The 12,914-nt window shown below is 66.8% G+C and carries 14 protein-coding genes and 1 riboswitch; of the genes, 2 read left to right on the top strand and 12 right to left on the bottom strand.

The window, feature by feature from the left end:
- The first annotated feature begins 105 nt into the window (after window positions 1-105).
- Window positions 106-1,863, top strand: coding sequence for an amidohydrolase (locus GJV37_RS17030; RefSeq protein ID WP_065083691.1), 1,758 nt, complete (start codon window positions 106-108; stop codon window positions 1,861-1,863).
- Between the two features lie 150 nt (window positions 1,864-2,013).
- Entirely contained in the window at window positions 2,014-2,757 is a 744-nt protein-coding gene (locus tag GJV37_RS17025) for a TorF family putative porin (RefSeq protein WP_024765369.1), read from the top strand.
- Here the strand turns inward: GJV37_RS17025 and GJV37_RS17020 are convergent.
- The 12 genes from GJV37_RS17020 to GJV37_RS16965 form a co-directional block, all read right to left on the bottom strand.
- Window positions 2,754-3,146 (bottom strand): DoxX-like family protein, encoded by a 393-nt coding sequence (locus tag GJV37_RS17020; protein ID WP_024765368.1) that lies wholly within the window; start codon window positions 3,144-3,146, stop codon window positions 2,754-2,756. The genes GJV37_RS17025 and GJV37_RS17020 overlap by 4 nt on opposite strands.
- Window positions 3,139-3,567, bottom strand: coding sequence for a thiol-disulfide oxidoreductase DCC family protein (locus GJV37_RS17015; RefSeq protein ID WP_024765367.1), 429 nt, complete (start codon window positions 3,565-3,567; stop codon window positions 3,139-3,141). Before GJV37_RS17015 ends, GJV37_RS17020 begins: the two co-directional genes overlap by 8 nt.
- Before the next feature lie 69 nt (window positions 3,568-3,636).
- Window positions 3,637-4,092, bottom strand: coding sequence for a DUF3237 domain-containing protein (locus tag GJV37_RS17010; RefSeq protein WP_024765366.1), 456 nt, complete (start codon window positions 4,090-4,092; stop codon window positions 3,637-3,639).
- Between the two features lie 70 nt (window positions 4,093-4,162).
- Window positions 4,163-4,984 (bottom strand): class I SAM-dependent methyltransferase, encoded by an 822-nt coding sequence (locus tag GJV37_RS17005; RefSeq protein WP_193452771.1) that lies wholly within the window; start codon window positions 4,982-4,984, stop codon window positions 4,163-4,165.
- A 1-nt stretch (window position 4,985) separates the two neighbouring features.
- Window positions 4,986-5,357, bottom strand: a complete 372-nt coding sequence (locus tag GJV37_RS17000; protein ID WP_054908965.1) for a nuclear transport factor 2 family protein — start codon at window positions 5,355-5,357, stop codon at window positions 4,986-4,988.
- 102 nt (window positions 5,358-5,459) lie between these two features.
- Window positions 5,460-6,284, bottom strand: a complete 825-nt coding sequence (locus tag GJV37_RS16995) for an aldo/keto reductase (RefSeq protein WP_024765364.1) — start codon at window positions 6,282-6,284, stop codon at window positions 5,460-5,462.
- Window positions 6,285-6,386: 102 nt separating this feature from the next.
- Window positions 6,387-7,481 carry a D-alanine--D-alanine ligase gene (gene ddlA / locus GJV37_RS16990; RefSeq protein WP_084359640.1) on the bottom strand — a complete coding sequence of 365 codons (1,095 nt, stop codon included), beginning with the start codon at window positions 7,479-7,481 and terminating at the stop codon, window positions 6,387-6,389.
- 92 nt (window positions 7,482-7,573) lie between these two features.
- Window positions 7,574-8,443: an ABC transporter substrate-binding protein gene (locus tag GJV37_RS16985; RefSeq protein WP_084359669.1), complete on the bottom strand. Its 870-nt coding sequence runs from the start codon at window positions 8,441-8,443 to the stop codon at window positions 7,574-7,576.
- Between the two features lie 131 nt (window positions 8,444-8,574).
- On the bottom strand, window positions 8,575-9,279 hold the full coding sequence (locus GJV37_RS16980; RefSeq protein ID WP_193452770.1) for a (2Fe-2S) ferredoxin domain-containing protein: 705 nt from the start codon (window positions 9,277-9,279) through the stop codon (window positions 8,575-8,577).
- Window positions 9,279-11,234 (bottom strand): TonB-dependent receptor plug domain-containing protein, encoded by a 1,956-nt coding sequence (locus tag GJV37_RS16975; protein ID WP_193452769.1) that lies wholly within the window; start codon window positions 11,232-11,234, stop codon window positions 9,279-9,281. The genes GJV37_RS16980 and GJV37_RS16975 overlap by 1 nt, the downstream gene beginning before the upstream one ends.
- A 94-nt stretch (window positions 11,235-11,328) precedes the next feature.
- A riboswitch (cobalamin riboswitch) is annotated at window positions 11,329-11,535 on the bottom strand.
- A gap of 59 nt (window positions 11,536-11,594) precedes the next feature.
- Window positions 11,595-12,023, bottom strand: a complete 429-nt coding sequence (locus GJV37_RS16970) for a VOC family protein (RefSeq protein ID WP_024765359.1) — start codon at window positions 12,021-12,023, stop codon at window positions 11,595-11,597.
- Window positions 12,024-12,083: 60 nt separating this feature from the next.
- Window positions 12,084-12,812 (bottom strand): class I SAM-dependent methyltransferase, encoded by a 729-nt coding sequence (locus GJV37_RS16965; protein WP_193452768.1) that lies wholly within the window; start codon window positions 12,810-12,812, stop codon window positions 12,084-12,086.
- Between the last annotated feature and the right edge of the window lie 102 nt (window positions 12,813-12,914).

The raw sequence follows: 12,914 nt of genomic DNA, 5'->3' as shown, positions 1-12,914 counted from the left end.
AATCCTTCACAAGTGTTATGCCCGTTAGCGACTTCCGCGGCACACGCCACGCCATTAGCCTGCGCTGCAGACCAACAATAATCCATCGAAAAGCAGAGGAAAGTCATGCACGGCATGCTCAAGGGAGCGCTGGCGCTCGCCATCGCACTCGGTACTTTTGAAGCACAGGCACAGAACGCGGACCTGATCCTGTACAACGCCAAGGTCTTCACCGCCGAACCTGGCCAGCCGCTGCAGCAAGCCATCGCAGTCGCCGGCGGCAAGGTACTGCAGGTGGGCTCCAACGAGGACATCCGCAAGCTCGCCGGCAGTGGCAGCAAGCAGGTCGACCTGGGCGGCAAAGTGTTGATGCCCGGATTCATCGACAGCCACTCGCACTCCATCTTCGGCGGCCTGGAGCTGATCTCCGCCAGCCTGCAGGATGAGCAGATGGACCTCGATGCCTTCGAGAAACGCCTCAAGCAGGACCGCGACAGCGGCAAGGCCAAGGTGCACGACACCGTGGTGATGAACGGCATGAACTCCACCTACTGGTCCCAGGCCGACGGCCTGGCCAAGCGCTTCAACCAGGGCGAGTGGAAGGACACCCCGGTGGTGCTGATCGGCAGCGACCACCACACCGCCTGGGCCAACGCCGCCATGCTCAAGCGCGCCGGGCTGGATGCCAAGCGCGTGCGCGGCCTGAGCCCGCTGGAGCAGCAGAACGTCGCCCACGACAAGGACTTCAACCCCAGCGGCTTCCTGGTCGACTCCGGTTTCGACCTGGTGGCCGCCGCCATGCCGGTGCCCGACGCCGCCACCATGGACCGTGCCGGTGTCGCGGCCGTGAAGTACAACAACAGCCTGGGCATCACGGCCTGGATGGACCCGGCCGCCAACGGCACGCCCGGCGAGGCGCTGTTCGCCATCAAGCCCACCGAGAAGACCGTCGGCGTGCTGCCGGTCTATCGCGACCTGGCCCGCGACGGCCAGCTCACCGCCCACGTTGCCGCACTGCAGGTGGTGAACCCGAGAAGTACGCCGGCCGATCTGGACGTGATCGAGAAGGTCCGCCAGCAGTTCCAGGGCATCCCCAACCTGACGCTGCCGGGCATCAAGGTCTTCGCCGATGGCGTGATCGAGTTCCCGGCGCAGTCCGCCGCGCTGCTGGAGGACTACAAGAACAGCCACAAGCCGGGCGAACTGCTGATCGATCCGAAGCACTTCGGCGAACTGGTCAGCGCTGCCGACGCACGCGGCTGGCTGGTGCACATCCACGCCATCGGCGACCGCGCGGTGCGCGAATCGCTGAACGGATTCGCCCAGGCGCGCAAGGACCGGCAGAGCGGCGTGACCCACTCGATCACCCACCTGCAACTGGTCAACCCCAAGGACTTCCCGCGCTTCAAGGAGCTCGGCGTCATTGCCTCGATGCAGCTCGACTGGGCCGCCGCCGAGCCCTACACCGTGGAGCTGGTGAAGCCCTACATCGCCGATGAGACTTACCGCTACATGTATCCGGCCAAGTCCCTTCTGGACAATGGCGCCACCATCGCCGGCGCCAGCGACTGGCCGGTCTCCACGCCGGACCCGCTGAAAGCCATCTACCAGGCCGTGACCCGCAAGGGCGAGGAAGGCGTACTCAACGCCGCCGAGCGAGTGGACCGCCAGACCATGTTCTACGCCTACACCCGCAATGCCGCGCAGACGATCGGCCTGAGCGACAAGATCGGCACCCTGGCGGCCGGCAAGCAGGCCGACATGGTGGTGCTCGACCGTGACGTGTTCACCGTTCCGGACCAGCAACTGGACGAAGCCCGCGTGCTGCACACCCTGTTCGAAGGCCGCGAAGTCTACCGCGCCGACGATCAACCGGCTCTCTGAGCCGGGCTCCTGCGCCGGGGTCTGAACAGCCCCGGCGCCTTGCCCGCCAGCCCTGCCCTCCCTTCACGCTACCCGGCATAGCCGGGAAGGCGGGTGCTGCGCGGGATTTTTCATCTGCCCACAGACAATCACAACAAAGGGACTTCCCGCATGAATCGCCCCCATTGGCTGGCCGGCGCGCTGCTCGCCTGCGCGCCGCTCACCTCCGCCCTGGCCGTCGAGCTGGGCCACGACTTCAACCTGCAGATCGACACCGCGCTGGTCAGCGACTACCGCACCCGTGGCATCTCGCAGACCCAGGGCGACCCGGCCCTGCAGGTCGGCGCCACCCTGCAGCATGCCTCCGGCGCCTACCTGGGCGTATGGAGTTCCAACGTCGATTTCGGCGGTGGCCTGAAGACCCGTCAGGAAATCGACTACTACGGTGGCTGGTACTGGCAGGCCGACGAAAACATCGCCCTGGACCTGGGCTATATCAAGTACGCCTACCCCAAGGAAAGCCAGTTCAACCAGAGCGATACCTACGCCATCCTCCACGCCTACGGCATCGAGGTCGGCGCCTACTACGGCAACGATTACCCGACCTACTTCGGCGAGGACCAGGCCAACCTCTACACCTACCTGGCCTACAACGCCGAGCTGCCGGAGGAGTTCAAGCTGCGCGTGCGCTACGGCCGTAACGACGCCAAGGACCCGCTCTATCTTTCCGGCGACGGCAGTACCCGCGACACCTACCACGAGTGGGAAGCCAAGTTGAGCCATGAATGGGTGGGCTTCGACTGGGCGGTGAGCTATATCGACACCGACCTGTCGCAGAACGAATGCCGGACCCAGTTCGGCTTCGGCGACGCCTGCACCGCAACGGTAGTGGCCAGCGTTTCCCGAAGCTTCTAACGCAGCGGTGGCGGACGGGGCGGCGTGGCGTCCCGTTCACCCAGCAGGGCGATGGCGCACAAGGCCAGCGCGGCGACGTTGGTAGAGACCGGATTGAAGGCGCCCAGCAGCAGTTCCGGGGCGAACAGCGCCACATCCACCAGCAGGCCCAGCAGCGCAGCCGCCGCCAGCCATAGCGGCCAGCGGCTGCGGCGCAGCAGCAGGATGGCCAGGGCCAGGACGATCTCGGCGGCGCCCGCGACCTCGGCAATACGCTGGGTGGAGAGCGGCCAGCCGTGGGCCTCGATCATCCGCACTTCGTCCGGGCTGAGGAACAGCAGCTTGGGCACCAGGCCGTGGTAGAGGAACACCAGGCCCAGCGCCAGGCGCGCGATGGCCGCGCTAGTCATTGCCGAGGAATCGCCCGCGGTACTGCGGCGAGGGCACCAGGCACTGCTCTTCGCGGCCAAACAGGCGATAGCGGTTGAGGGCGATACGGTCGTAGCACCAGTCGCGCAGTGGCCGTGGAATCAGCCAGAGCACCCGCAGCCAGTTCCACGGCGCCGGCAGTTGGCCGATCACCCGCAGGAAAGCGTCGCTGCGCTCGAAGCCTTCGCGTCCCTCGACGTAGAGCATGGTGTCGAAGTACTCGGTGGGCAGGCCGAACCAGTCGAGGATCGCCTGCCCCTCGGCGGACTGCACGCTGCACAGCTTTACCCGGCGCTCGCGGTCGTGCTGCAGGAGGAACCGGCTCCAGCCGTTGCACAGGCGGCAGGTACCGTCGAACAGCACCACTTTATCGTCGGGCTGCATGTTGGGAGGCAGAGCCATGGGGTCGTCTCCAGATCCCTGATGCCTCACCTGTGCCCTCCGCGTGTGACAAGTCCTGCTCTTCATCGCTCATCCATTGGCGAGGGAGTACAAACGGTATTCGACCCAGCCCGGCCCCAGCCGGCCCTCACCCACCGCCAACTGGTGGTTGAGCCAGCGGTAGCGGTCGTCGCCGACCTCGAAACGCGGCTGGATCATGAAATAGGTGTCGCCGAACTCGGTACTGTCGCCCCGCGAGACTGCGTGGATGATCTTCGGGTTGGCCACCAGCAGTCCGTTGTGCTGCATCAGGATACGCGCGCCGTCGTCGGTGCGCAGCACCAGGCGCACTTCCAGGTGCCAGCCGCCGTCGCCATCCACCAGGATCCAGTCGCCGCCACCGGGCAGCACTTCGCCGCTCAGGCGCTGGCCCTTGAAAGTGCCGCCGCCGGCCGCCGAGATCAGCCGCTGGCCCTGGGGCACGCGGCCGATTTCCAGCGGCACGCTGGCCTTCACGTTCATCTCCATCAACGGCTCGAGCTTCATCGCAGCGCTCCTGCGCAAGGTCGTCGTAGACGCATCAGTAAAGCAGCCGCAAGCCCGCGCGGCCATCCGCCTAGGACGGCGTGGCGAAGCGATAGCGCAGCAGCCGGCCCATGCGGCGCATCGCCGGAATGGCCAGGGTGATCTGGTAGAGCAGGCGCATCGCCAGGGACAGCCGGGCGATCTGCTCGCGGTCGTAGGCGGCGATGGCATCGACGAACTGCAGGGCCGGGACCTGCTGCTCCAGCTCCCGGGGCTCGTCGATCCCCCAGTGCAGCACGGCGCCGGTACGGCGGATCATCGGGTTCCACTGCAGCAGGCGAATGCCCAGGCGGCTGTAGCCATCGAGTACCAGTTCGCCCTGATGGAAGTGCGCCACCAGGGCGCGCAGCAGCCAGGGAACCTTGTCCGCCTCCACGTAGGGCAGCGCGCCTTCGGAAAGCATCAGCACCGGCCGCCCTGTCGGAATCACGCGCCACCAGTCCGGTGTGGTCAGCGCGCTGGCCAGCAGGTGACAGTTCTCCCGCGCGGGGTACAGGCGCTCGCGCAGCGCGATCACTTCAGGGAAGTCCACCTCGAACCATTGCACGGTGGACGACGGGTCGATGCGGAAGATCCGACTGTCCAGCCCGCACCCCAGCTGCAGCACCACGCAGGCCGGATGCCGCGCCAGGAAGTCGCGTACCCAGTCGTCGAACAGCTTGACCCGCAGGGCAATCCCCACCTGCTCGGCGCGGCCGATGCGCAGGCGGGCGAAGTCATAGTCGATCTGCTCCACGGCGCGGCGCGAGAGGTGGTCGCGCAGCAGGCTGTCGGGCAGCTCGCTCTCCTTCGCCTTGGCGTAGAGGGTGATCAGCAAAGTTTCCGGCGTACCGCGCAGGCCGATGCGTTCCACGTCACTCGTGTAGGTAGTAGAGCTTGTTGACGATCTGCCAGCCGTTACCGACCTGCAGCAGCGACAGGTAGTCGGTGAAGTGCATGCCCATGAACTCGTCGGTGACCTTGGCCACTGCGCTATCACCGGTGATGTCCAGGGACTTCAGCTCCCACGCCGGCGGCGCACCTTCCGAAGGTGGCGATTCGGCCTTGATGGCGCCGATGAACTCGTCCAGCGAGGCCCACTCCAGCGCGCCGTGGTAGTTGCCGATGATCTTGCAGGAAGGATGGAAGGCCTGGCGCAGCCGGGCCTCGTCACCGAAAGTCATGCCCTCGACGTAATCGGTCAGTACCCGATTGATGGCGGCGCCGTCCGCCGTGTAGTTGCTCATCGCTGTTGCCCTCCCAGGCCATCTTGGCCATGGAGGAAGGCTAGCACCCTGCCCCGGCCGCGCCCTGGGGGGCGACGATCGGGGCCGGTGCGTGGTGCGGAGTCAGACCACCGCGAGGTGCTGCTTGCGGTTCGGCGGCGGGAAGGCGGCGTCGAGGGCGTCGAGGTCTTCGGGCGTCAGCCGCAATTGCAGCGCGGCGGCATTGTCGCGCACGTGCAGCGGCTCGACCGCCTTGGGAATGGCGATCACTCCCGGCTGCTGGATCAGCCAGGCCAGGGCGACGCGGGCCGGGGTGGCGTCGTGGCGGCCGGCGATATCCGCCAGTACCCGATCGCGCAGCAGGCGACCGCCCTGGCCAACCGGGCAGTAAGCCATCAGCGGCATGCGTTCTTCCTGGCACCAGGGCAGCAGGTCCCACTCGATACCGCGCTCCTCCAGGCTGAACTGCACCTGGTTGGTGGCGCAGGCCGGTTCGTTCAGCTCCTGCATATCGTCGAGGTCGAAATTGGAGACGCCCCAGCGCTTGATCTTGCCCGCCTCGCGCAACCGCTCGAAGGCATCCACGGTTTCATCCAGCGGGTACTGGCCGCGCCAGTGCAACAGGTAGAGGTCCAGGCAATCGGTACCCAGGCGCCGCAGGCTGCGTTCGCAGGCCTCGGGGATGCCACGCCGGCTGGCGTTGTGCGGGTAGACCTTGCTGACCAGGAAGACCTGCTCGCGCAGCCCGGCAATAGCCTCGCCAACCACCTCCTCCGAACCGCCCTCGGCGTACATCTCGGCGGTGTCGATCAGGGTCAGGCCCCGCTCGATACCTTCGCGCAGGGCGGCGACCTCGCGCTTGCGCTGGAAGCTGTCCTCGCCCATGCGCCAGGTACCCTGGCCGATGGCGGGTACGGCGGTGCCGTCGGCGAATACCACAGTGTTCATCTCGTGCTCCTTCTGACTGTTCGTTACGGGACACGGGGCCGGCCGCCCGAAACCGGGCGACGGGCACTCAGGGTAGCGCAGAAGCAGCTGGCGGGGCGTGGATCAGCGATTGGTCTGCAGGTTGCGCCGGGCGGCGTGGCGCTCGATGGCCAGGTCGATCAGGCGGCTGACCAGCTCGCTGTAGGTCATCCCGGCGGCCTGCCAGAGCTTGGGATACATGCTGATGCGGGTGAAACCGGGCAGCGAGTTGAGCTCGTTGACCAGCACCTCGCCACTGTCGGTGAGGAACACGTCGACCCGTGCCAGCCCGGAGCATTCCAGGGCGATAAAGGCGTCTACCGCGAGCTGGCGGATACGCTCGCCGGCCTCGGCCGGAATATCCGCCGGCACCACGACCTTGGCCGCATCCTCGTCGATGTACTTGCTGTCGTAGGAGTAGAAGCCGCTGCCGACGACGATCTCGCCGCAGCCGCTGGCGATCGGCTGATCGTTGCCCAGCACCGCGCACTCGATCTCGCGGCCCTTGACGGCGGCCTCGACCAGCACCTTGTCATCGAAGGCCAGCGCCAGGCGCACGGCTTCGTCGTACGCGGCCTCGTCCTCGACCTTGCTGACGCCCACCGACGAGCCCATGTTCGCCGGCTTGATGAACAGCGGCAGGCCGAGCTTGCGCTGCGCCTCGGCAAATGGCGTGCGGGCGGCATTTGCGCGGGTCAGCGTGAGGAACGGCGTGATGGCGATGCCGGCGTCGCGCAGCAGGCGCTTGCTCACGTCCTTGTCCATGCAGATGGCCGAGCCCAGCACGTCGGAGCCGACGAAGGGAATATCGGCCATGCGCAGCAGGCCCTGCAGGCAGCCGTCCTCGCCCTGGGTGCCGTGAACGATGGGGAAGATCACGTCGACGTGATCGAGCAGTTGGCGGCTGCCGGTTTCCACCAGTTGCCGCTCGGCCTTGCCCGGCACCACGGCCAGCTCGCGATTGGAACGGTTCAGCGCAATGAGGGCCGGGTTTTCCTGGTTGAGCAGGTAGTCGGAGGCATCGTTGAGGTGCCAGCGGCCTTCCTTGTCGATACCGATCAGCACCGGTTCGAAGCGCTCGCGGTCCAGCGCGTCGACGATGTTCTTCGCCGATTGCAGCGACACCTCGTGCTCCGCCGAACGCCCACCGAAAATCACTCCAACGCGCAACTTGCCCATGACAACCTCCCAAGGATCGATGGGCGCTTTCTAACACGGGCTCCCGCGCTTGGGTAGGAACAGTGAGCGGCGAACAGACAGGACGCTTGCGTTCAAAACCGGCGCAGCGCCTGCGCCAGTTCGCGAGCCGCCTGGCCGCTGTGCACGCCAGGGAACAGATGAGTGAACGGCAAGGCCACGAAGCGCCCTTCGCGCACGGCGCGCAGTCGCGACAGCACCGGGTCGGCACGCAGCGTTTTCTTTTTCTGCTCGGCCGTGGACCACAGCGCATCGGCCATCAGGATCACATCCGGATCGCGTGCCAGCAGTTGTTCGGTGTTGGCGGTGAAGCTGCCCAGGTCGACATCCTCGAACAGGTTGTGCGCACCGGCGGCATGCAGCAGCTGTGTAATGACTCCGCGCCGGCCCTGGCTCTCCAGTCCGTTGCTGGCGCTGTCGAGATAGAAGACGTCCAGCGGCTTGTGGTGGGCAAAGAGGCGGCGGGCTTCGGCCAGCTCGGCGCGTTGCTGGCGAATCAGTTCCTGCGCCCGCTCCTGCTCGCCAAGAATTTCGCCCAAGGTCGTCAGGTCCGTCTCGACACCGACGAACAGATCATCCGTCCACACCCCGCACCCAGCATCCAACAGGTAGCTCCCGACACCCTGGCCGGCCAGTTCTGCGCGGGACAGGTTGCCCAACCGGAAGGCCGAGGCGAAGCCGGCCACCACCAGGTCCGGCTTCAGCGCGTAGACCGCTTCCGCCGCCGGGTACTGGCGCGCCAGCAGCGGCACGCCGCGATAGCGGCCGCCACTCAGGTTGAGGTCGTCATCGATGTAGGCCACGCCGATCAATCGCGACCCGGCGCCCAGCGCCAGCAGCAGGTCGGCAGCGTGCTGGTTGAGGGCGAGGATGCGTTGCGGAGGGTGATCGATGTGCCAGTCCTGCGCGCAGTTGCGGTAGTCCTGGGCAGTGGCCGTCGCCATGCCCTGCAGCAACGCCACCCCGAGCGCCAATGCCAATGTGTAGGAGCGAGCTTGCTCGCGAACCAAACCGGGCACCGATGGCATCAAGCGCTTCGCGAGCAAGCTCGCCCCCACAAAGAGCCATGCCGGCCTCATGCTTCGTCATCCACGCGCAAATCCGCCACCGGCACGCCATCGCGCAGGTGCTCGGTCACCACCCGACAAACCTGCTCATCACTGCGCAAGCCGTACCAGACGCGCTCGGGGTAGACCGTCAGCACCGGCCCGCGATTGCAGGGGAACTGGCAACCGGTGCGGGTCAGCAAGGCGCCCTTGGCGTTCTCGTAGAGGTCGTGGCGAATCAGTTCGCGACGCAGGGTCTTCCACAACGGCAACGCGCCCCGGCGCACGCAGCGCGGCCCCACGCAGAGGAACAGGTGATGACGATGCGGCGGCGGCGCGGACCAGTCGGGCTGCGACGGCACCGCACCGACACCCCGGCATTCCAGCTGCTGCGCCGGATCGTCGATCGCCGCCAGCACCGCACCGACGTCGAGCCCATGCCGGCCCAGCGCCGATGCCGTGATGCTCGGCACCGGCGCCTGCGAAAACTCATCCGCCAGTACCGCCAGTTCGGCGCGCAGCCAGTCGAGGTAGGCGCCGTCGGTGGCGGGCTCCAGGTCGACCAGCAACAACGACGCGGCATCGGCAAGCTGCGCGCGCACTCGGGCCCAGAGCAGGTCGAAGCCCTCGCTGGTGTCGATGCTCTCGACACCCGCCAGACGCGCCGACACCTCGCGGTGCAGGCGCTCGCCCTGGGCGCCGGCCAGCGGGCCGACCAGCAGGATGGCCCTCATCAGAAGCTGAAGGTGTAGCGCAGCTCGGCGGTGCGCGGCCGGCCGAGGTTGTCCACCTGGCGGATGCCGTTGCTGGTGCGGCCGGTGGCGTAGTCGCGGTCCAGCAGGTTCTCCAGCAGCAGGCTCAGACGATGCCCGCGGGCCGCGTCGAGGTAGCGATAGGCATCGCCGTCGAACACGGTGTAGTGGCCGTAGTCGTCGTCCTGGGCGCTGACGATGGAGCCCACGTAGCGTGTGGCGAGGCCAGCGCCCCAGAGGTTGTCGTCATAGCCGGCACGCACGCGGGCGAAGAAGTGCGGGATGTTGTTCACCGTCACGCCCTTGCGGCTGTCCACCAGGTTGCGCGTGGCGTCGGCGGAGAGCTGCCAATGGCGGCCGAACTGCCACTGGCCGTTGGCTTCCACGCCGCGCACTTCGATCTCGCCGTTGCCGTTCACCCACTGATCGCCCGCGAGGGTGATCAGGTCGGTGATCTCGCGGCGGAACAGGGTGACGCTGCCGCTCCACGGCTGGTCGAACAGCTCGCCGGTGTAATCCAGGCCCAGTTCGGCGTTGCGACTGCGCTCGGGCTTGAGGTCACGGTTGCCGACTTCGTCGCCCGGCTCATTGACGAACAGTTGCTCGGCGGTGGGCAACTTGAAGGCCGTGCCGAACTGGCCGCGCAGCTTGAGTTGCTGGGTTAGGTCATAGAGCGAGGTCAGCATCCACACCGTGGCGCCTTCGCCGCCGGAGATTTCCTCGCGGCGCACGCCCAGGCTCGGGTGCCAGTCGGGCAGCGCGTCGATGCGCGGGCGCAGCTGGGCGTACAGCGCATGGGACTCGGCCTTGTCGTTGTCGATGATCAGCACATCGTCCTGGCCCTTGTACCACTGGTTGTCGCTCCCGAAGACCAGCTCGTGACCGCCACCGAACCTGGCCTTGCCTTCGAGCTGCGCCCCCCAGTCGGTAAAGCCCCAGTAGTCATTGTGATTGAGCACCTGGGTGCCGCCGCCCTGCAGGTTGTAGACGCGGTCGTAGCGGGTATCCCAGTCGTTGATGTGGGTCTTGGCGAACCAGCTGAAGTCGTCGTTGACGCTCTGCTGGAAGGTCGCCGTGGCGATCTGTTGCACGCGGTTGTTGCTGGTGTGATGGTTCGATGTCGGTCGGGCGAAGTCCAGCTCGGCGTCGGCGTACTGGTAGAACAGCTCCAGCCGCGAGGCATCGCCGATGGCCTGGATGGCCTTGGCGCCGAACACGTTGACGTCGTAGGAGCGGCGCTTGTCGCTGACGGTGTCGGTCATGTCGCGGTCGCGGTACGGCTGGTAGCCGTCGGAGCGGTTGTGGCTGACGTAGGCCATCAGGCCGAGGTCGCCCAGGCCGTTCTGCACGACTTTCTCCGCGCGGGCATCGCCGCTGCGGCCCTTGAACGTATCCAGGCCCAGGTTGACCTCGCCGGACGCCTCGCGCGAACGCGCGCTGCGGGTGACGATATTGATCACCCCGGACACCGCCTGGGTGCCGAACAGCAGGCCCTGGCCGCCCTTGAGCACCTCGATGCGCTCCACCGCAGTGGTCGGCAGGGTATCGATGTAGATGCCGCCGTAGAGGCGATTGTTCAGGCGCACGCCGTCCAGCAGGATCAGCGTGTCGTCGTTGCGCCCGCCCAGCAGCGAGTAGGTGCCGTAGTCGAACGGGCCGTTCTTCGGTGCGACGAACAGGCCGGGCACGTACATCTGCAGCACGCGGGTGATGTCGGCGCTGGGGCCGGCGCGCTCGATCTGCTCGCGGTCGATGACCTCCAGCTTGCTGCCGTAGCGCGCCATGTCGGCCACCGTGGTGGACTCCACGGAAGGCGCACTGACGATTTCATCGGCCAGGTCGAGGGGCGCTGCCACAAGCTGCGAACTCAGGGCGCAGAGGGAGAGAACGGGAGTCCAGCGCAGGGCGCGCCGGGAGATGGAAGCAGGAGAATGCAAGGTGATCGCCTCGAAATCGGGATTTCGCAGGCGGCGCAGCGACACCCGGAACGAGCGCGCCCCGGGAACCGGCTCACGCCCGCCCACCGCGGGTTTGCCAAACAGGTTCCAGGCCGGTCTCCGGGCTTGCGAGGGTCCTGGGGCATCCGCCTTCCCATGCTTGCGCACAGTGGCTTAGTGGATGCTCCGCTCGCTTACCGTTGCGGGGGCAGCGCCGGACTGATCGCACGAAGGCGACGCACCGGCTTCCCGTTTCACCCCACGCACGGCGGCGGGGGGCACCTGAAACGGGGCGCATATCAACACTTGCGATGGGAAAGCGTCAAGCTCGGGGCTTGCGCAGGATGTTGCAGGGCGAAGTCAGTGCCAGGGATCGTAGGTGCCGAAGCTCCAGATATGCCCTTCCGGATCACGGCAGGTGAAGCCCTGGCCGCCGTAGTCTTCGTCCTTGATGTCGATGACGATCTGCGCGCCGCCATCCACCGCTGCGCGGTACAGCGCTTCGGCGTCCTTCACCACCACGTAGATGCTCTGGGTACAGCCGCCGATCTCGTCGGGCTGGCGCATCAGGCGGCCGTACTCGTTGTCGTGCAACGAGCCGAGCATCACCAGGCCGCTGCCGTCGGCCAGTGCCAGCTGCGCGTGGGCGATTCCGCCGTGGTCATCGGCAACGACCAGTTGCCGCTGGAAGCCGAAGGTGGCGCACAGCCAGTCGATGGCCTGGGGGGCATCGCGGTAGCGCAGGCAGGGAATGACGCTGGGGCGGACGACGGAGGCGGGCTGGGACATGGCGATCTCCGGGGCAGGACGGGCGCAATGCTCTGAGCATAGTCGCCCGTTTTTCGCTCTTCAGCGCTGCGCGGCGACCAGCAGCAACATCGGCCGCTCGCGTTCTTCGGCCAGTGCCGGATTGGCCTGCACCTGCCCGGCGCTCGGGCCCCAGTCCTCGACGCGGCGCAACGTCAGCCCCGCGCCGATGACCGCATTCAGGATGCTGCCCAGGGTGCGGTGCTGCTTGATCACTCCCTTGGCGAGCCAGTCGGTGCGGCGCTCGCCTTCGTCCTGGTAGTGATCCACCGGCCAGCAGCGGCGGCCATCGCCATCGACGACCCAGCCCGGCTTGAGCGAGGCCATGTAGATCGGGTGTTCGATGGAGAACACCAGGCTGCCGCCGGGGCGCAGCGCATCGTGTACGTTGCGGAAGAAATGCGGCAGGTCTGCGAGGTAATGCAGGGTCAGCGAGCTGTAGGCGAGGTCGAAGGCCGCGGTGGGCAGTTCGAGTTGGTCGAGGTCGGCATGGAAGTAGCTCACCTGCGCGGCCTCGGTGTTCGCCCGTGCGTGGTCGAGCATTTTCTGCGACACGTCCAGCCCGCTCACCGTGCGCGCGCCCTGCTCCGCGGCGTAACGGCTGAACCAGCCATAACCGCAACCGAGGTCGACCACGTCCAAGCCTTCCAGCGGCGGCAACAGCGAGCGCAGCGAGGCCCACTCCGGCGCGCCGTCCAGGCCGTGCTGCGAACGTGGCAGCTGGGCGTAGCCCGCGAAGAATTCGGGATTGTCGTAGATGTTCTGCGCCATGGATCGGCACTCCTTTCTGACGGACCAAGGATCGATTGTCTGCGCCAGGGACGGGGCCGGCAACCCGATGAGGTCAATGCAGGGGCGATCGAAGCGCAATTT

Origin of the sequence: Pseudomonas nitroreducens (genome assembly GCF_010994165.1) — a bacterium.
GTDB lineage: Bacteria > Pseudomonadota > Gammaproteobacteria > Pseudomonadales > Pseudomonadaceae > Pseudomonas > Pseudomonas nitroreducens.
Note: the sequence above shows the minus strand (reverse complement) of the source record. Positions and strands in the feature narration are given on the sequence as shown.